General features: G+C 69.3%; 10 protein-coding genes. 4 read left to right on the top strand and 6 right to left on the bottom strand.

What is annotated here, in order from left to right; genetic code table 11:
• Positions 1–13: 13 nt before the first annotated feature.
• The 6 genes from aroC to ACSFBM_RS16995 all read right to left on the bottom strand — a co-directional run bounded on the left by aroC (position 14) and on the right by ACSFBM_RS16995 (position 14,390).
• The gene (gene aroC / locus ACSFBM_RS17020; RefSeq protein ID WP_435485380.1) at positions 14–1,126 is read right to left on the bottom strand and encodes a chorismate synthase; all 1,113 of its coding nucleotides are present in this window, start codon (positions 1,124–1,126) and stop codon (positions 14–16) included.
• A 31-nt stretch (positions 1,127–1,157) separates the two neighbouring features.
• Complete coding sequence (locus ACSFBM_RS17015; protein WP_435485379.1) at positions 1,158–1,355, bottom strand: hypothetical protein; 198 nt, start codon at positions 1,353–1,355, stop codon at positions 1,158–1,160.
• A gap of 88 nt (positions 1,356–1,443) precedes the next feature.
• The gene (locus ACSFBM_RS17010; RefSeq protein WP_435485378.1) at positions 1,444–3,000 is read right to left on the bottom strand and encodes an MFS transporter; all 1,557 of its coding nucleotides are present in this window, start codon (positions 2,998–3,000) and stop codon (positions 1,444–1,446) included.
• 170 nt (positions 3,001–3,170) lie between these two features.
• A complete protein-coding gene (locus tag ACSFBM_RS17005) occupies positions 3,171–12,119 on the bottom strand; it encodes a hemagglutinin repeat-containing protein (RefSeq protein WP_435485377.1) in 8,949 nt (2,982 codons plus the stop codon).
• Between the two features lie 13 nt (positions 12,120–12,132).
• The gene (locus tag ACSFBM_RS17000; protein WP_435485376.1) at positions 12,133–13,908 is read right to left on the bottom strand and encodes a ShlB/FhaC/HecB family hemolysin secretion/activation protein; all 1,776 of its coding nucleotides are present in this window, start codon (positions 13,906–13,908) and stop codon (positions 12,133–12,135) included.
• A gap of 167 nt (positions 13,909–14,075) precedes the next feature.
• Positions 14,076–14,390, bottom strand: coding sequence for a UBP-type zinc finger domain-containing protein (locus tag ACSFBM_RS16995; protein WP_435440047.1), 315 nt, complete (start codon positions 14,388–14,390; stop codon positions 14,076–14,078).
• A 126-nt stretch (positions 14,391–14,516) separates the two neighbouring features.
• On the opposite strand from ACSFBM_RS16995, the gene ACSFBM_RS16990 reads away from it, so the two are divergent.
• The 4 genes from ACSFBM_RS16990 to ACSFBM_RS16975 all read left to right on the top strand — a co-directional run bounded on the left by ACSFBM_RS16990 (position 14,517) and on the right by ACSFBM_RS16975 (position 19,417).
• Positions 14,517–14,939, top strand: coding sequence for a cupin domain-containing protein (locus ACSFBM_RS16990; protein WP_435440048.1), 423 nt, complete (start codon positions 14,517–14,519; stop codon positions 14,937–14,939).
• Positions 14,940–15,159: 220 nt separating this feature from the next.
• Entirely contained in the window at positions 15,160–17,433 is a 2,274-nt protein-coding gene (locus ACSFBM_RS16985; RefSeq protein WP_435485375.1) for a TonB-dependent receptor, read from the top strand.
• Between the two features lie 21 nt (positions 17,434–17,454).
• Positions 17,455–18,141, top strand: a complete 687-nt coding sequence (locus ACSFBM_RS16980) for a Fe2+-dependent dioxygenase (RefSeq protein WP_435485374.1) — start codon at positions 17,455–17,457, stop codon at positions 18,139–18,141.
• Positions 18,142–18,271: 130 nt separating this feature from the next.
• A complete protein-coding gene (locus ACSFBM_RS16975; protein ID WP_435440049.1) occupies positions 18,272–19,417 on the top strand; it encodes a transporter substrate-binding domain-containing protein in 1,146 nt (381 codons plus the stop codon).
• Positions 19,418–19,425: the final 8 nt, after the last annotated feature.

The following is a 19,425-nucleotide window of genomic DNA, read 5'->3' as shown; positions in this document are numbered from 1 at the left end:
GGCGGGCCTTGCACTACAGGAAAGACGCCTGCGGCGACGCGGCCTCGGTCTTGTCGGCTTGCGCCTGCACGTCGCCGCACTGCGCGCGGTTGCGCAGCACATGCTCCATCACCACCAGTGCGAGCATGGCCTCGGCGATGGGCGTCGCGCGGATGCCCACGCAGGGGTCGTGGCGGCCCTTGGTGATCACTTCGACGGGGTTGTTGTGGATGTCGACCGACTGGCGCGGGCTGATGATCGAGCTGGTCGGCTTGATGGCGATGCTGACCTCGAGGTCCTGCCCCGAGCTGATGCCGCCCAGGATGCCGCCCGCGTTGTTGGTGGCGAAGCCGGTGGGCGTGATCGAGTCGCCGTGCGTGGTGCCGCGCTGGGTGACGCTGTCGAAGCCGGCGCCGATTTCCACCGCCTTCACCGCGTTGATACCCATCATGGCGTAGGCGATTTCGGCGTCGAGCTTGTCGAACAGCGGTTCGCCCAGGCCGATGGGCACGTGGGTCGCCGTGACGCGGATGCGCGCGCCGCACGAATCGCCGGCCTTGCGCAGGCGGTCCATGTAGTCCTCCAGCGCGCTCACGTCGGCGATGGGGGCGAAGAAGGGGTTGTGGGGAACGTGCTCCCAGCTCTCGAAGGGAATCGCGATCTCGCCGATCTGCGTCATGCAGCCGCGAAACACCATGCCGTGTTTTTCGGCCAGCCACTTCTTGGCGACCGCGCCGGCCGCCACCATGGGCGCCGTGAGCCGCGCCGAAGAGCGCCCGCCGCCGCGCGGATCGCGAATGCCGTACTTCTTCCAGTAGGTGAAGTCGGCATGGCCGGGGCGAAACTGCTGGGCGATCTGCCCGTAGTCCTTGCTGCGCTGGTCGGTGTTCTGGATCAGCAGCGCAATGGGGGTGCCGGTGGTCTTGCCCTCGTACACGCCGGAAAGAATCTGCACCGCGTCGGGTTCGTTGCGCTGGGTGACGTGGCGGCTGGTGCCGGGGCGGCGGCGGTCGAGGTCGCCCTGGATGTCGGCCTCGCTCAGTGCCATGCCGGGCGGGCAGCCGTCGATGACGCAGCCGATGGCCGGGCCGTGCGATTCGCCGAAATTGGTGACCGCGAAGAGTGTTCCGAAAGTGTTGCCGCTCATGGCGGGGATTATCCCTACAAAGCGTCGCCCCTCAGTTCGTCGTGCCTTCGGGCGCGCTGTCGAGCCGCTTGGCGAGCGTGCCGAGCTGCAGCTCGATGGAGAACAGCCGCTCGTTCAGCACCGCGGTCTGCAGCCGGATGGCCTCGATGATGGCCCGGGTCTGCGGGTCGGGGGCGTTGTCGCAGAGTTCGGCCAGGTCGTGCAGCTTCTTGCGCAGTTCGTTGCTCATGGAAGGCTCCGGTGAGAGGCAAAGGCGTCGTGGGAAGCCCAGTATGGGGTTTCGCCCGCGCCGCGGCAATGCGCCCGCATGGGGGTTTTCAGGGGGACGGTGCTGCGCCTGCATTCACGCCGCGCAGCCGCACCGCCACCAGCGCACCCACCGACAGCAGCACCGCAGCACAGATGCCGCCCGTCAGGCGCAGGCCGTGCATCAGGGCCTCGCGCCCCGCGTCGAGCAGTTGCGCACCCGCACCGCCCGCGAGCTGGCCGGCCAAGGCCACCGCGCCGCCCAGCGTGCTGCGGGCGGCCTCCAGCTCCACCGGGCCCGCCAGACCGGCGGGCACCGCATCGCCCATCGTTGCGCGGTAGATCGCCGCGCCGATGCTCCCCAGGATCGCGATGCCCAGCGCGCCACCGAACTCGGAGCTGGTTTCCGAGATGGCCGACGCCACGCCCGCGCGCTCCGGCGGTGCGCTGCCGACCACCAGGTCGGTCGCCAGCGTGAACACCGGCGCGAGGCCGAGCGAGGAGACGACCGCGCTCGCCACCATCCAGGCCAGCCCGTCCTGCGCGGGCAGCACCGCCAGCATGCCGAACCCCAGCGCCGCCACCGCCAGCCCGCCGCCCATCACGAAGGCCGGCTGCATGTGCCGCGCCAGCACCGGCACCACCATCGAGCCGACGATGAAGGCGCCCGCGCTCGGCATGCTCCACAGGCCCGCATGCAGCGGCGACAGGCCGAGCACCAGTTGCAGGTACTGGGCGTTGTACAGGAACATGCCGAACATCACGAAGCAGGCCAGCATGTAGGCGCCCAGCGAGACGCTGAAGGCCGGCAGCACGAACAGGCGCAGGTCGATCATCGGGTCGGCCAGCCGCTTCTGGCGACGTACGAACACCCAGCCGAGCACCGCGCCGACAGCGATCGACAACAGGGGCAGCGCATGCACCCCATGCTCCGCGATCTGCTTCACGCCGTAGATCGCCGCCAGCACCGCGCCCAGCGACAGCGCGGCGCTGGCCAGGTCGAGCCGGGCCGCGTCGGGGTTGCGGTACTCGGGCAGCAGCAGCGGCCCGAGCACCAGCAGCAGCACCATCACCGGCACGCCGATCAGGAACACCGAGCCCCACGCAAAGTACTGCAGCAGCACACCGCCCAGCACCGGGCCGATGACGGCGCCGGCCGAGTAGCTGGAGATCCACACGCCGATGGCCACGGTGCGCTGGGCCGGGTCGAGGAACATGTTGCGGATCAGCGAGAGCGTGGACGGCGCCAGCGTGGCGCCCGCCACACCGAGCAGCGCGCGGGTGGCGATGAGCATGTTGGCGCTGGTGGAGAACGCCGCCAGCACCGAGGCCACGCCGAAGGCCGCCGCGCCGATCAGCAGCAGGCGCCGCCGGCCGATGCGGTCGCCCAGCGTGCCCATGGTGACCAGCAGGCCGGCGACGAAGAAGCCGTAGATGTCGACGATCCACAGCAACTGCGAGGCGGTAGGCTTGAGGTCTTCGCTGATCGACGGGATCGCCAGGTTCAGCACCGTGAGGTCCATCGAATACAGCATGCACGGCAGCGCGATGACGCCCAGGCCGGTCCATTCGCGCGCCGTGGCGCGAGCGGTAGAGGAGTCGGGGGCTGCGTTCGGAGGAATGTGCATGTCACGGGCAAGAGAGGACGCGCGGGGTCGTCGAAGCCGTGGATCATGCAGAGTCGGCCGATACCGGTGTCCTGCGAAGGGCTTCCACGACACGAACGCCGGCCGGGGCGAGCGCAGCCCCGGCCGTGACACCCCCGCGAGCGCGTCTTCGGCGTCTCGCCCGTCTTCGGCTACTTGCCCGAGAAGCTCATCGGCACGGTCTTCACCGAACCGTCGGCCTGCGGCACGCTGACCTTGACCTTCAGCTCGCCCTTGAAGTCCGCCGGCGGGTTGCCGCTGAACTTGCCGGTGGCGGGGTCCAGCTTGAGCCACGTCGGCAGCGGCTTGCCGTCGGCGGTGGTGGCCGCGACGGTCTTGCCTGCGGGCAGCTTGTCGGGCATGGGCACGCTGGCCGTGATCTGGCGCGTCGCGGGGATCGCTGTGCCCTGCGTCACGGTCACGCCCTGGCCGCCGCTCAGCGACGTCTTCTGGCTGGTGTTGCTGGACTCGGTCTCGACGCCGACGGAGGCAACGCCGCTGCCCTTTTTCTGCGCGAGCGGATCCTTGGCTGGCGTGGTGCCGGTGCCGGTGCCGGTGCCGGTGCCGGTGCCGGTGCCAGTGCCAGTGCCAGTGCCAGTGCCTGTGCCGCCCGCCTTCTTCTCCGGCTGCAGGCTCGAGCCCGAAGCCGACACGCCCACGTCCACGCCCAGCGAACTCGAGCTGCTCTTCGCCTCGGTCTGCGTCACCTTGCCGCCGGCGCTCACGCCGACCGCGCCGGTGGCTGCCACCTGCGTGCCTTCGAGCGATGTGTTCTTGCCCGACGACAGCGCGATGTTGCCGCCGCTGCTCGTGATGCTCGCGCCCGTCGCGATGTTGCTGTCGGCCTTGCTGTAGCCCACGCCCACCGAGGCTTCGCCGCTGCGCTCGTCCATCGTCTTGCCGCCGGTGGTCTTGCCGGCCGTGGTGGTGCCGCCGACGTTCTCCTTCTTGCCGCCCGACGCCGCCGCCGACACGTCGACGCTCAGCGATTCGCTGCTCGACACGCTGCGCGCCGCGTTGAACGCGAGGTTGCCGCCCGCCGCCACCGACACATCGCTCTTGCTGGCGAGCGTGGTGCCCGTGAAGGTGGCGTCGCCGCCGCTCTTGATCGTGAGCGGGCCGCTGCCGCTCGTGATGCTGCCGGCCACGTCATCGTTGCTGCTGGCGCTCGACTTGGCGTAGTTGACCGCCGCGCTACCGCTGCCGCCCTTGGCGCCGGCCGACACGGCCACGTCCACGCCCACGTCCTGGCTGCTCGAGGTGCTGGTGTTCTTGGCCGCCGCAAAGTCGAGCTTGCCGCCCGTCGTCACGCTGGCGCCGCCACCGGCCGCGATGTTGGTGCCCTCCAGGCGCGTGTCGCCCGTGGTGGTCACGCTGAGGTTGCCGCCCGACGTGATGCCGCCCACCACCGCCGTGCTGCTGCTGCCGCTGGCGGTGCTGCCGGCGTAGTTGACGCCCACGGCCGCGCTCTTGTTCACGAGGTCCACGCTCACGCTGCCGCCCGCGCTGGTGCTGTTGCTGCTGCCGCTGGCCGTGTTCCTCGCGGCCGAGTAGTCCAGCGAACTAGCGCCCAGGGTCACGTCCTTGCCGGCCGCGATGTGGGTGCCTTCCATCGTGGTGGCGCCGGTGGAGGTGCTGCTCACGTTCCCGCCGACCTTGATGTTCGACACCACCGCATTGCTGCTGGCCGACTTTTCGCTGGCGTCGTCGTGCTGGTAGCTGGCGCGAATGCCCGCGCCGGCATCGGTCGACGTGCTGGTGGGCTTGCCGGCGCCGGGGCCCGCATTGGCGCTGGCGCCGGCTTCGGCCGAAGCCTCGGCATAGACGCCCAGCTTGGCCGTGTCGGTCGCCTTGCTCGACGCGCTGTACGTCGTGTCGGCCGCAGCCTTGCTGGTGATCGTGGTGGCCGACTGCGTGAAGTTGCCGCCCGCCTCGATCTGCGTACCCACGTCGGTGATGTTGTTGGTGGCGGTGCGCGTGATGCTGCCGCCGGCCGAGATGCCCGAGGTCTGCGCCGTGGTCGATCCGTCCACCGAGCTGCTGCGCGTGTTCGAGCCATAGATCCCGACTTCGCCCGACGCCTCGGCCTTGGCCGACACGCCGGCCTGCGCGCCCAGGCCCGCCGACGCGCCGCCCTCCACACCGGCTTCGGCCTTGCCGCTGGCATAGAGGCCGGCGGTGGTCACGCTGCTGCTGGTGCTGACTTCGTGCTTGTCGTCGACGGCCTTGAACGTCATGTCCTTGGCCGCGAGCGTCATGTCGCCGCCCGACGCGAGCTTGGAGCCCTCGACGTTCAGCGTGTCGGTCGCCTTGATGGCCAGGTTGCCGCCCGCGCTGATCGACGAACCCTGGTTCTTCGTGTCGAGCGTGCTGGTGGTGGTGTCGCTCTTCTGGACGAGGTCCAGATGGTTCTCGCTCGTGGCCGACACGCCGGCCGAGGCCTGCGCGTTGGCGTTCGGTATGCCCTTGCCCGCCGCCGCGCTGGCACCGGCTTGCGCCTCGGCCTTCGCGGTGTTGTCGGTGCTGGCCATGAGGCCCACGCGCGTCGTGCTCACGCTCGTGGTCGAGGTCGACTTGTCCTCCGCCGCGAGCAGGTTCACGTTCTTCGCGTTCACCGTCGCGTTGCCGCCGGCGTTCACCGACGAGCCTTGCAGCGTCACGTCCTTGCTCGCGTTGACCGTGAGGTCGCCGCCGAAGTTCATGCTGGAGCCGACGTACTTGAGGTCGGTGGTCTGCGTCTTGGTGGTGGTCTCGGAGCTGAACGCCAGCCCCGCCGAGCCCTGGCCGGAAGCCTGCGCGCTGGCTTGCGCCGACGCCGAGGCCGACACGCCGTTGTGGTCGCTCTTCGACGCGGACGCCGCGCCCGCACCGGCACTGGCCGAGCTGCCGCTCGACGCGCCGACCTGCAGGATGCCGCTCTGCTTGACCGTGGTGTTGGTCTCGTCGTAGTTGCGCCCGGCGAGCACGTTGACGTTGGTGGCGCTGACGGTGCCGTTGCCCTTCACGTCGACGCTGGAGCCCTGCACGGTGATGTCGTTCTTCGCGGTGAGCGACGCGTTGCCGCCCACCTGCAGCGTGCTGCCCACGTTGCGCACCGAGTTCGAGTCGGTGGTCACCGCGGTGGTGCCGTACACCGAGTTGTTCTGGCCCATGCCGGCCGAATTGCTCTCGGTGTGCGTGGTCTTGCTGTTCTCGCGCGCAATGATGTCGAGGTTGCCGCCGGCCTTGAGGTCGGCGTTGCCCGCGGCCTTGGTGTCGGTGCCGGCCAGCGTGATGTTGTTGCCCGCATCGATCGACAGGTTGCCGCCGCTCGTGAGGCCCGACTTCACCTGGTTGACCGTGGTCGTGGTGGTGGTGGTCGAGCCGCTGCTGAAGGCGGTGTTGTAGCTGCTGTGCGTGGTGTCGGCGCTCTTGTTCTGGATCGTGTCGAAGGTCACGTTGCCGCCGGCCTTCAGGCTCGCATTGCCGCCGGCCGTCATGTTGGCGCCGGTGTTGGTGATGTTCTTCGCCGCATCCAGCGACAGCGTGCCGGTCGACTCGATCGACGCGGTCTTGCCGATGTCGGTCGCGTAGCGCTGGTCGCCGCCCGAGCCCGTGGCCGTGGTCTGGTTGACGATGCTGCCCTGCGTGGACGTCACCGCCACGTTGCCGCCCTTGATGGTGCCCGAGGTGTTGGTCACGTCGCCCACCGACACCACGTTCAGTGTCTGCGTGCCCGCGATGGTGCCGCCCGTGTTGGTCAGCGAGGCCAGGCTGAGGTTGGCGTTCTGCGCCGTGATGACCGCGCCTTGCGTGAGGCCGGCCTTGGTCTGCGCCGACAGGTACACCACGGGCGCGAGCACCACCTGGCCGTCGATCTCGGTCTGCACCATCCACACGATGTCGTGCGTGAGCTTGGCCTGTTGCTCGGGCGTGAGCGCCTGGCCGTAGACCAGGCCCAGCGCCTTGCTTTCGCCGGCGGCCGAGTCCATCAGGCCCTGCACCTGCGCGGCCGCGTCCTTCACGCCCGCGAGCAGCGAGTTGCCCGTCTGCGCGATGAGCTGCTGCTTGATCAGGTAGGCCTCGTAGCTCGAATCGCCGAGGCGGCGCACGAGCGTGTCGGCGTCGTAGCCCAGGAGCTTGGACAGGTAGTCCGAGCCCACGGTGGACGAGCCGATCTGGTAGCGCGGGTTGCTCTCGACCAGGTACTTGGCGCCCGGCTCGCTCGCGATCACGAACAGGCCGTTGGGGTTGGTCGGCAGCGGGATGTTGATGCCGCCGAAGGACGTGCCCTTCACGCCGTTGGCCGCATTCACCGCGACGAACGAAATGGCGGGCCGGCCGTTGAGCGTGGTGACGGGCGTGACGCTGCCGGTGGCCGCGCCGGTGGTGCCCGCGGCCGCGCCGCTGACCGTGCCCTTGGTGGCGTTGCCGCCGTTGAGCGCCGAGACCGCGGCGGTCTTGGCGCCGCCCTTCTTCATGTCTTGCGTCTGCGCCGTGGTGGAGCCGTTGTTGGTCAGCGCGAAGTTGCTGCCGCTCAGCAGGCGGGCGTAGATGCCGGCGCCGATGTTGCTGTTTTCGGTGACGGCGTTGGTGGTGTTGTCGTTGATGACCTTGCGCTTGTAGTACGTGGCACCGCCGGCCGCGATGTACTTGGTTTCTTCGGTCCAGGTGCGCGTGTAGGAGGTCCGCTGCAGCGCGAGGTCGTCGTTGGTGAAAGTGGCACCGCTGCCGGTGCCCGTCAACGTCACTGTGTCGCCCGAAATCACGCCGCCCAGGTTCTTGCCGATGTTGAAATTCAGGCTGACCGCGCCGGCGCCCGTGATCTGCGGCTTGATGGTCGGCGCACCGCCCACGTAGGACTGGTCCTTGTACCAGGTCTGCTTGTAGTACCAGCTCTCGTACTGGTCGCAGCAGCCATGGCCGTTGTAGCCCTGGCTGTCGTGGCCGGTTTCCACCTGCACGCGGGTCGACTCGGCGCCGTAGGCGCGGGTGTCGCCACCGAGCACCTCGTTGCGCAGCTCGCGTGCGGTGAGCGTGATGGCGCCGTTGCTGTCGATCGTGCTGTTGTTGACCAGCGTGTCGGCACTCAAGGTGACCGACTTGCCCGCGCTGATCGTGCCCTGGTAGGCCGTGAGCGTGGCCGCGTTGGTCAGCGTGCCCGCGCTGGCCGAGGCCGAGAGCGCATTGCCCGCATAGAGCGCGCCCTGGTTCATCAGGTCGCCCGTGGTGGCCGTCACGCTCAGGTCATGCAAGGCGGAGATGCCGCCCGTGAGACCGTTGGTGACCGACGGCGCGCTCACGGTCAGGTCGTTGCCCGAGAACAGCAGGCCGTTGTTGGTCAGCGCGTTGGTCGTGGTGATGCGCGTCTGCGACGGCACGCTCTGGTCGGTCGAGCCCAGCACCGCCGCGTTCGCGCCGCCGATCGTCAGCGTGCCGAGGGTGAGCGTCATGTCGCGGTCCGAAGACAGCGTGGCGCCGTTGGCCAGGCCGATGGTGCCCAGCGTGCCCGTGAGCTGCTGGCCGACCACCGTGCCGGCGGCGCCGATGTTCAGCGTGCTCGCGCCCGAGCCGTTCACCGCCAGCGTGCCGCCGCGGCTTTGCAGCAGGCCGTTGACGGTGGCGGTGTAGGCGTTGCCGCTGCGGCTTTGCAGCGTGAGATTGCCTTCGGCGATGGCGGTGCCCGCGCTGGTCAGGCCGCCCGTGCCCACGCCGAGCGTGAGCGCGCCGCTCGACTGGATCTGGCCGTCGTTCGTCACCGTGTTGGCCGTGACCGTGCCGGCGCCGCCCGATGCGGTGGCCAGCGTCAGCACACCGGCGGCGCGGTTGGTGAGCGTGTTGGCCACCGTGACCGTGCTGTCGCTGCGCGTGCCGCCCTGGACCGTGCCGGCGTTGTCGATGCTTGCCACGTTGAGCACCAGGCCGTCGCCGAGCATCTTGCTGCCGGCGGTGGTGGCCAGCGCAGCGCCGGTGCCCTGCACCGACAGCTGCTTGCCGGCCTGCACCGTCGCGGCCGCGCCGTTGTTGTTCAGGCCCGTCGTCACGTTGGCCGTGAGATTGCCCGCTGAGATGAGCTTGCCGGTGTTGGTGAGCTGGTTGGCGCCGATGGTCGCGTCGCCCGCGCTCTGCAGCGTGCCGCTGTTGGCGAGCGTGCCGGTCACCGAGACGGTGTCGGCGGCCGTGGCCTGCTGCGACAGCAGCCAGGTGCCCTGGTTGTCGAGGCTGCCCACGGCGACGTTGCTGCCGGTGCTGGCCTGCACGCGGCCGGCGGCCGTGTTGGTCATGCCCGCGGCCTTGAGCGCGAAGGCCCGGTCGGCCAGCAAGGTGCCGCTGTTGATCACGGTCTGCGTGGCCGCCGCGTTGCGGTCCGCGATGTCGATGTCGGTCGTCGCATGCACGGTGCCGCTGTTGGTCAGCGTGCCGTTCACGCGCAGCGTGGCGGCGCCCGCGCCGGCTTCGATGGCGCCGGCATTGGTCAGGCCGTTGGCCGCAACGAGGGCCACGGTCTGGCCCTTGAGCGAAGCCGTGGCGGCGTTGCCCAGCGCATTGCCGCTCGTGAGCGTGAGCGCGCTGCCGGCCTGCACGGCGCCGCCTGCGTTGTTGTTCAGGTTGCCGGTCGTGGTTGCGTCGATCTTGCCGGCGGCGAGCACGTTGCCGCTGTTGACCAGGCTCGCGGCCGTCACGCCGAGGTCGCCCGCGCCTTGCAGCGTGCCGCTGTTGGTGGCGACGCCCGACACCGCAACCTGGTCCTTCGCGCCCGCGTTCTGCGAGAGCAGCCACGTGCCCGCGTTGTCCAGCGAACCCAGCGTGGCCGTGCTGCCCGCGGCGGCCTGCATCCAGCCGGTGGACGTGTTGCCCAGCGACGCGGCTTTCAGCGCGAGCGCCTGCTCGGCCAGCAGCTTGCCGCTGTTGACCACGGCCTGTGTCGCGCCGCCCGTGCGGTCGGCGATGTCGATGTTGCCCTTTGCGTGCAGCTGGCCGCTGTTGGTCAGCGAGCCGTCCACGCGCAGCGTGGCATTGCCGCTGTCGGCCGTGGCGATGCCCGCGTTGGCGAGGCCCTTGGCGGCCGTGAGGTTCAGCGCCGCGGCCTTCAGCACGCCGGTGCCGGTGTTGGAGACGGCGCCGCCGCTGGTCAGGCCGAGCGTGCCGCTCGCTTGCGCGATGCCGCTGTTGGCGATGTCGCCGGTCGTCGTCGCCGTGAGGTCGGTGGCTGCGAGGAGGGTGCCGCTGTTGTTCACGCTGCCCGCGCCCACCGCCACGGCGCCCGCGCCTTGCAGCGTGCCGCTGTTGGCGAGCGCGCCCGTCACGCTGAGCTTGTCGCTCGCGCCGGCCGCTTGCGACAGCAGCCATGCGCCGGCGTTGTCGATGCTGGCCGCGTTGACCGTGCTGCCGGTCTGCGCCTGGATGCGCCCGGTGGCCGTGTTGCTCACGGCGGCGGCCTTCAGCGCCAGCGCCTGTTCGGTCAGCAGCGCGCCGCTGTTCGTGAGGCTGGCCGTGGCGCCGCCCTTGCTGTCGGCGATGTCGAGGTTCTGCGCCGCGTGGATCTGGCCGCTGTTGGCGATGGCGCCGCCGGCGCGCACCGTGACCGCACCCTTGTCGGCCGAGATTGCGCCCGCGTTGTCGAGGCCCTTGCCCGCCGTCAGTGCGAGGTTGCCGCCTAGCGATTGCAGCGCGCCGCCCGTGGCCGTGCCGATCGCGCCGCTGGCCGTGAGCGTCATGTTGCCGGCCGACTGCAGCGCGGCCAGGCCGAGCGCGAGGTCGCCGTTGCCGGCGCTGGCGATCAGCGTGCCGCCGCTGCTGTAGAGCTTGGTCGCGCCCGTGGTCACGAGGTTGCCGAAGGTGCCGTTCCACGCGCCGCCCGCGCTCCATTCGGTGGCGCCGAGCGAAGCCGCGTTGCCCACGGCCAGCGTCAGCGCGCCGCCCGCATGGCGCAGGTTGTTGTTCGCAATGCCCGAGGCGCTGGCCGTGTCGAGCAGGCTGCCCGCGCTCACCGCGAGGTCGGTGCCCGCGACGAGCGCGCTGCCCGAGATCGACGTGCCGCCCGCCGACGCGAGTGCCAGCTTGCCGGCCGACGTGAGGCTGGCATCGGTCAGCGCGAGCGCGACGGTGTCGGTGCCTGTGGTGCTCACGTTCACGTCGGTCGTGGCCGAGATGCGGTTCTGCAGCTCGACTTTGCCGGCCGCCGTCAGCGTGAAGTCTCCCGCGCTGGCGGCCGCGTCGCCCAGCATGCGCACGCCCACGCCGGCCTCGGTCGAGGTCAGCCGGATGCGGTTGGCATACATGCCGCCGAGCGCGGCGGTGTCGATCGAGTAGGCCGGTGCGCTGCCGGTGAGCGTGGCGGCGCCGGTCACGGCACGGGTGTCGTAGCTCCACTTGTTGGTGCCGGCGGCAATGCTCACGTCCTGCCCGTTGATGGGCGCTTCGATGCGCACCGAGCGCGTCACCAGGTCGAGCACCTGCTGCGCCGTGGCGTTCAGGCCGGTGCCGGTGATCAGGATGTCGCCCTGCCCCACGCTGAAACCGCCCAGTCCGCCGTTCGAGGCGAGGAACGGGTTGCCGGTGGTGAGCGTCACGCGGTCGGTGTTGATGAAGCCGCAGCCCGAGCAGGTGATGCCGTAGGGGTTGGCGAGCACCACGTCGGCCCTGCCGCCCAGCACCTCGGTGAAGCCGGCCAGCTGGCTGCGGTTGTTGGACACCACTTCGTTCAGGATCACGCGCGCGGCGCTGGTCTGGTTGAAGTTGGCCGTGACCTGGCCCGCAAGCTGGGACTGCCAGGCGATCTGCGCCGCGCTGGTGGTGTTGTTGAGGATCAGGCCAATCGCGTTGACGTTGAAGCTGTTGTACTGGTTGTGCGACAGGCCGGCCGCGTTGGCCTGGTTGATGTTCACCACCGTCACGCCGTTGGGCGCGACGTAGGCGTTGAGGTTGCTGCCCGGCGCGACGACGACGGACGCGACCTGCGCGAGCGCAAAAGGCGGAACCAGCGCCAGCGCGCCGAGGGCCATGACATTGCGTCGGCGCATGGCGGCCTTCCTGCTCTTTCCGTGGCCCCGCGCGGTTTCCGCGACGGCCGTCCAGGTGGCGGACACGGCGTTCCAGACGACTCGGTAGATGTGATTCATGGTGCGGTCGATCTCAGAGGGAAGCCGAAAGGCGGAAACCGTAAAGGGTGCCCTCGCGCGTGAGCGTGCTGGGCACGTGCACGGCGCGCGAGGCGAAGATGTCCAGGCTCAGCGTCTTCCACTGGAAGGCGGCGCCCAGCGTGGCGCCCGACAGCGAACCCGAGGGCACGCCGCGGGCGCGGTTGCTCACGCGGCCCACGTCGAAGCCGGTGTAGACGCGGCCCTGCAGCGGGGCGCCGTCGCCCAGCGCCAGCTGCCAGGGCATCGACAGCTCGTTGCGCAGGAAGAAACCGCTGTCGCCGCTGAGCACGGTGTTGAGAAAACCGCGCACCGAAGAGCCCCCGCCGATCAGCATCTGCTGCGTGCCGTAGAGCGTGTCGTAGGCGTGCTGGCCGCTGAACTGGCTGGAGAACGAGAACGCGCGGCTCGCCAACTCGAAGCGGCGCGAGAAGCCCAGGTCGAGCGTTGCCTTGCGGAACTGCGCATGCGGCAGCTCGGAGTCGAGGTCGCTGGCGTCGCGCAGCGCACCGAAGGCCCGCAGGCCCTTCACGTAGCCCACGCGGGCATTGAGGATGCCGCCTCCCACCTGCGTGAAGGCGCTCGCGCCCACGTCGAGCGTGCTGAGGTCGCGGCTGGCCACCTGCAGGAATTCGCCGCCCAGCCAGTTGCGGCTGGACTGGGTGCCCACGCGCGCCGACAGGGAGACGCGGCTGGCCTGGTCGCGGTACACCACGCGGTCGGCCGTGAAGCTCTTGCTGATGGTGGTGCCTTCGGACGCAAGGAACTGGCCGCTGGGCAGGCGCAGCACGTTGCGGTAGTTGCTTTCGCTCGCGTCCACGCTGAAGGTGTTGTAGCCGAAGGGCAGCACGGCGCGCAGGCCGGTCGAGTCCGACTTGTGGTCCCAGCGCTCGGGCAGCACCGACTGGCGCTTGGTGAGCGAAATCAGCTCGTTCAGGCCGAGCAGGCTGTCGAAGCTGACGGTGGCCGAGGCGTTGTCGGTGCCGGTGGCGCGCGTGCCCGAGTTGTCCAGCGAGGTGTAGAGATGCACGGGGAACCTGGCGGGGTTCTCCACCACCACCACGGTCTGGCCGGGCTGGCTGCCGGGGCGCAGGTCGAGCTTGGCGTTGTTGGCGGCCAGGCTGTTGATCTGGTCGATGCCTTGCTCCAGGTCACGCAGGTTCAGCAGGTCGCCGGGGCTGGCCGGAAAGGCGCCGCGCACCCACTGGGCGCGCTCGCTGCCGCCGGTGACCTCGAAGCGCTCGATCTTGCCCTCGACCACCGTCACTTCGAGCACGCCGCTGCGCAGGTCCTGCGCGGGCAGGTAGGCACGCGTGGTGATGTAGCCGCGGTCGATGTAGCTCTTGGTGAGCGTGGCCAGCACGGCTTCGAGGTCGCTCACGCCCAGGCAGCGGCCGGCGTTGGCGTTCTGCAGGCTGCGTTTCAGGTCGTCCGGCAGGTGCTGGGTGTCGCCGACGAAGCGGATCTCGCGGATGTCGCGGCACTGCACGCCCAGGTCGGGCACCGACACCTGCGGCTTGACCTCCTGCAGGTTGGTGCCGCCGGGCGGCGGCAGCGCGCGCATGGCGCGGTCCTGCTCCTCGCGCAGCCGGTCCTGCTGCTGGCGCTCGATGATCTGGTTCTGCCGGTCCACCGCCGCCGGGTTGACCTGGGCCTGGGCCGACATGCCGAGCAACGCGGTGCCCAGCAGTGCGAGCGGGTGCCTCAGGAAGGAGCGGGTGCCGCGTGCGAAAAGACCGCCGGAAGGCAGCCGCAAGGAGAAAAGGCGCATAGGTCGACTTGGTTGCCAAGCCGGCTGCCGTATTCGGAATGAATCGCTGCAGAGTTAACCGATGCTTGGAAATGCGTCCGGACTGTTACACGCGCAAGCAAATGCTACATCCCTAGAACTGGGTATTTTTGACTTATTCACGGTATCGGCCAGCGGCCGCGTTCGTGTCAGACGAACCTGGGAATGGGCCCGACCTGCGGTGTGGTGTCGTCGCCGAGGTCGAGCGCCACGCGGTCCACGAAGCACCAGCCCCAGCCTTCGGGCGGGTCGTAGCCTTCGATGATCGGGTGCGAGGTCTCATGGAAGTGGGCCCGCGCATGGCGGTTCGGCGAATCGTCGCAGCAGCCCACATGGCCGCAGGTGCGGCACAGCCGCAGATGGACCCAGGGGCTGCCGGTTTTCAGGCACTCCTCGCAGCCCTTGGCGCTGGGCACCACGTGGTGGATGCCGTCGGTGTGGGTGCATTGCTTGGGCTTGCTCATCCGGTGTTCCTCATGAAGTGCAGAAAGGTCGATGGACAAAGGCTACCGCGATGGCGGCTTCGGCGTCGGCAGGAACGCTTTATGCGTGCTGCGCCGCAACACCCACCCCCTGCGAAGGAGCGCCCCATGCTGGACCGTACTGCCACCCAGTTCTCCCATGTGAAACCCGGCGACACGGAGTTCGTGCCGGGTGGTCTGCGAGACTTTTTTCTCTACCGCGACCTGGGCATTGCCGAAGCCACCCACGGCAAGGTCATCGCGCATCTGGTCAAGGCCAACATGGCACCGGAAACGGGCACCGGCTGGCACCGCCACGAGGCGGACTTCCAGATCGTGATCATGGTCAAGGGCTGGGCCCGCTTCATGTACGAGGACAAGGAAACGCTGGTCGAGGCCGGCGACGTGGTGCACCAGCGCCCGGGCATCCGGCACTACCTGTTCGACTACTCGCCGGACATGGAGTACCTGGAGATCGTCTCGCCGGCGGATTTCAAGAGCATCGACGTGGAGCCGGTGTGCGAAATTCCGGCGGCCACGCCGTGGGAGTGATCCGGCAGTTCCCGATGGCGCTCACCGCGCCGGCTTGAAGAAACCTGCCTTTCACCTGACTCCGCAGGTAAAGACGCGAGGCTGTCTCGCCGGCCAGACACCCGTCGGCAAAAACGCCAAATAAGAGTCATTCGCGGCCAGAATTTCCACTTCGCTGGTGCTTTCGTTTGCACCTCACGGCGCGGGCGTCGCAGCCCGCGCACTGATCGGAAATCCGCCCATGACTCGCTCCTCCCGCACACCCGTGGCCCTGGCCTTGCTCGGCCTTTGCGCCTCGCTGCCCGCCGCATACGCCCAGCAGGCGCCCACGCCCACCGCTGCTCCCGCCGCGGCCCCTGCCGCCGGCACCTCCGTGCCCACCACGCTGCGCGAGGTGCAGGTGCAAGGCGCACAGGACAAGACCGGCTTCGGCGCCAACCCCGCCTCCCTCAGCCGCCTGCCGGCCGACCTGCGCGACGCGCCGCAGTCGATCACCGTGATCAACCAGGCGGTGATGCAGTCGCAAGGCGCGACCTCGCTGGCGAGCGCGCTGCGCAACGTGCCGGGCCTGACCATCGGCGGCGCCGAGGGCGGGCAGATCGGCACCAACATCAACCTCAACGGTTTTTCCGCGCGCACCGACATCTACCTGGACGGCGCCCGCGACCGCGCGCAGTACTACCGCGACACCTTCGCACTCGACTCGGTCGAGGTGCTCATGGGCCCCTCGTCGATGCTCTTCGGGCGCGGCTCCACCGGCGGCGTGATCAACCAGGTCACCAAGAAGCCGTCGCTCACGCCCGCGGGCGAAGTGTCGGTGTCGGCCAGCACCACGGGCCTTGTGCGCTCGACCGTCGACATCAACCGCCCGCTGTCCGACACCTCGGCCTTTCGCATCGCGGCCATGGGCCAGCAGGGCGACGCGAGCACGCGCGAGCAGACGAAGCTGAAAGACTTCGGGCTCGACGCCTCGCTGAAGTTCGGCATCAACACGCCCACGCAGGTCACGCTCTCCGCGCTGGTGCAGCACAACCGCGACCAGCCCGACTACGGCGTGCCGCCGCTCAACGGCCATCCGGTGAAGGTCGACCGCGACACGGCCTACGGCTTCAGCGACGACCGCACCATCTCCGACATCCAGGCCTTCAGCGCGGTGGTGCAGCACAAGCTCACGCCCGACACGTCGATCCGCAACCAGACGCAGTACAACGACGTGACCACCGACGCGCGCGAGACCGCGCCGCAGAGCATCGGCACGCTGTCGGCCAAGGGCGTGTTCACGCCGCTTTCCACCGGCACCACGGCCGCGCCCACCGCCGCCTTCTCGTCGTTGCCGCTCAGCAGCCTGTGGGTGCGCCAGCAAAGCCATGACCGCACGATCCACGACAAGTCGCTGTTCAACCTGACCGAGCTGAGCACCAGGTTCCAGACGGGCTCCGTGAAGCACAGCTTGCTCGCGGGCCTGGAACTGGGCCACGACACCTACGACAACCAGGCCTACTACCGCAACGGCACCTGCGCCGGCGTGCCGCTGAACGCCGCGGGCAGCACCAGCGGCTACGCCACCTGCTCGCCGCTGCTCGCGCCCTACCAGGGCAACACCCCGAGCACCGCGCCCACGCTGCCCGGCAACCTGGCCACGGCCAGCGCGACGACCGTCGCCGGCTACGTGAACGACACCATCGAGCTCAGCCCCGAGTGGAAGCTGGTGGCCGGCGTGCGGCAGGACCACTACCGCGCGAACATCGCCAACAGCATCACGACCGCGACCACGCTCGCCGCCGAAAGCCAGACGGTCGACTTCACCAGCGTGCGCGCCGGCGCCATCTGGCAGCCGACGCCCGCGCAGTCGTACTACGTGTCGTACAGCACGTCGTTCAACCCGTCGCTCGAGCAGCTGGTGGCCACCACCGGCAGCACGCAACCGCTGCCGCCGCAGAAGAACAAGGCCTACGAGCTCGGCGGCAAGTGGGACATGAACGACGGCAACCTGTCGTTCACGGCAGCGGCGTTCCAGATCACGCAGACCAACGCACGCTCGCAGAACAGCGACGGCACCTACAGCGCAACCGGCACGGTGCGGGTGAACGGCGCGCGCGCCGGCGTGGCGGGCCGCGTGACCGACAAGCTGCAGCTGTTCGGCGCCTACACGCACCTGGACGCGACCATCGTCGACGGCATTGCGCCCGGCACGCTCGGCAAGACGCCGGCCAACACACCGAAGGACGCGGCCAGCCTGTGGGCCACCTACGCCCTCACGCCCGAGTGGGAGATCGGCGGCGGCACCACCTACAGCGCGAAGCGTTTCGCGAACAACACCGACCTCGTGCAGGTCGGCGGCTATGCGCGGCTGGACGCGATGGTGGCTTACCATCAGCCGAAGTACGACATCCGCCTGAACCTGTTCAACCTGGCCAACCGCCACTACTACGACGCGCTGATTCCTTCGGACGGCGGGCGTGCGGTGCCGGGCTCGGGCCGCGCCGCCACGCTGTCGCTCACCTACCGCCTCTGAGTTGCCCAGGAGCCTTCTCCCATGCTGGTCTGCATCCCCGGTGTTCTGGACCGCGAAGCGCTCGCGGCGGTTCGCGCGCGCCTCGACGCGGCCGGCGATGCCTGGGTCGACGGGCGCGTCACCGCGGGCCACCAGGGCGCGCCGGTCAAGTTCAACCAGCAGATCGACGAAGGCTCGGCGGTGGCGCACGAGTGCCAGGCCATCGTCGCAAGCGCGCTGGAGCGCCACCCGACCTTCATCAGCGCGGCCCTGCCCAACCTGCTGTACCCGCCCATGTTCAACCGCTACGGCGAAGGCATGCACTTCGGCCTGCACGTGGACGGCGGCGTGCGCATCGACCCGCGCACGGGGCGCAAGCTGCGCACCGACCTGTCGGCCACGCTGTTCCTGTCGGACGCCGACAGCTACGACGGCGGCGAGCTGCAGATGGAAGACACGCACGGCATGCAGACCGTCAAGCTCGCGGCCGGCGACATGGTGCTGTACCCCGCCACCAGCCTGCACCAGGTGACGCCCATCACGCGCGGCGTGCGCGTGGCGTGCTTCTTCTGGGTGCAGAGCCTGGTGCGCGACGCCGGCGACCGTGCCTTGCTGTTCGACATGGACCACGCGATCCAGCGGCTGAACCAGAGCGGCGCCGACGAAGCGGCACGCCGCACGCTGGTGGGCACGTACCACAACCTGCTTCGCAAGTGGAGCGACACCTAGATTGGCCGCGGTGCTGGTACAGTGAGCCGCATCGGCGCTGCGGTGCGGCGCCCCCCTGAAACTCCGGAGCAGTGAAGCTCCCAACGGTCCCCTCGCGACCGTTGGGAGCTTTTTTTTTGAAAGATCCATCGTGAGCACATTCACAGCGCAAACCTGGCGGGTCGGTGTCCTGTTCTCCACCACGGGCGTGACCGCGGCGGTGGAACAGACGCAGCAGGCGGCCACCCTGCTGGCGATCGAGGAAATCAACGAGGCCGGCGGCGTGCTCGGACGACGGATCGAACCGGTGATCTACGACCCGGCCTCGCGCCCCAAGCGGTACCGCGAGCTGGCCAAGCAGCTGTGCGACACGGACGGCGTGGCGGTGATCTTCGGGTGCTACATGTCCAGCACGCGCAAGGCGGTGCTGCCGGTGGTCGAGGCGCATCGCGCGCTGCTGTTCTACCCCACGCTGTACGAGGGCTTCGAGTACTCGCCGAACTGCGTCTACACGGGCGCGGCGCCCAACCAGAACTCGGTGCAGCTGGTGCGCTACCTGACGCGCAACTTCGGCAAGCGGCTGTTCCTGATCGGCTCGGACTACGTCTATCCCTACGAATCGAACCGCATCATCGCGGACCTGTTCCGCCAGGCCGGCGGCGAGGTGCTCGACGAGATGTACGTGCCGCTGCGCGTGGCCGACATCGACATGGCGAAGGTCATCCGGCGCATCAAGGCGGCCCGGCCCGACGTGGTCTATTCGACCGTGGTGGGCGACGGCATCGCGCATTTCTACAGCGCCTACCGGGAGGCCGGCTTCGACCAGCGCACCCACCCCATCGCGAGCCAGTCCACACAGGAAGCGGAAATTGCCCAGATGCCCGCCGGCACGGCCGAAGGCAGCATCACCGCGGCGCCCTACTTCTCGACGCTGCAGAGCCCCGCGAACCTGAAGTTCGTGGCGGCGTACCGCAAGCGCTTCGGCCCCGACCTGCCGATCACCGCCTGCGCGGAGTCGGCCTACTTCCAGGTGAAGCTCTACGCGCAGACGCTGGAACGCGCAGGCGACGACCGGCTCGACCTGATGCTGCCGCACCTGCACGAACACGAGTTCGACGCACCGCAGGGCAAGGTCCGCATCGACCCCGAGAACCACCACACCTACCTCTGGCCGCGCGTGGCCAGGGTCGATGCCAGCGGCACCTTCCAGGTGGTGGACGACCCGGGCATTCGCGTCAAGCCCGACCCCTACATGTACGAGAGCCGGTTCGATCCACTTGCGGGCCGCTCGGCCTGACCGGAGAG

Source organism: Variovorax pasteuri (assembly GCF_051216435.1).
Classification (GTDB): domain Bacteria; phylum Pseudomonadota; class Gammaproteobacteria; order Burkholderiales; family Burkholderiaceae_C; genus Variovorax.
This window is presented reverse-complemented; position numbering and strand designations above follow the sequence as displayed.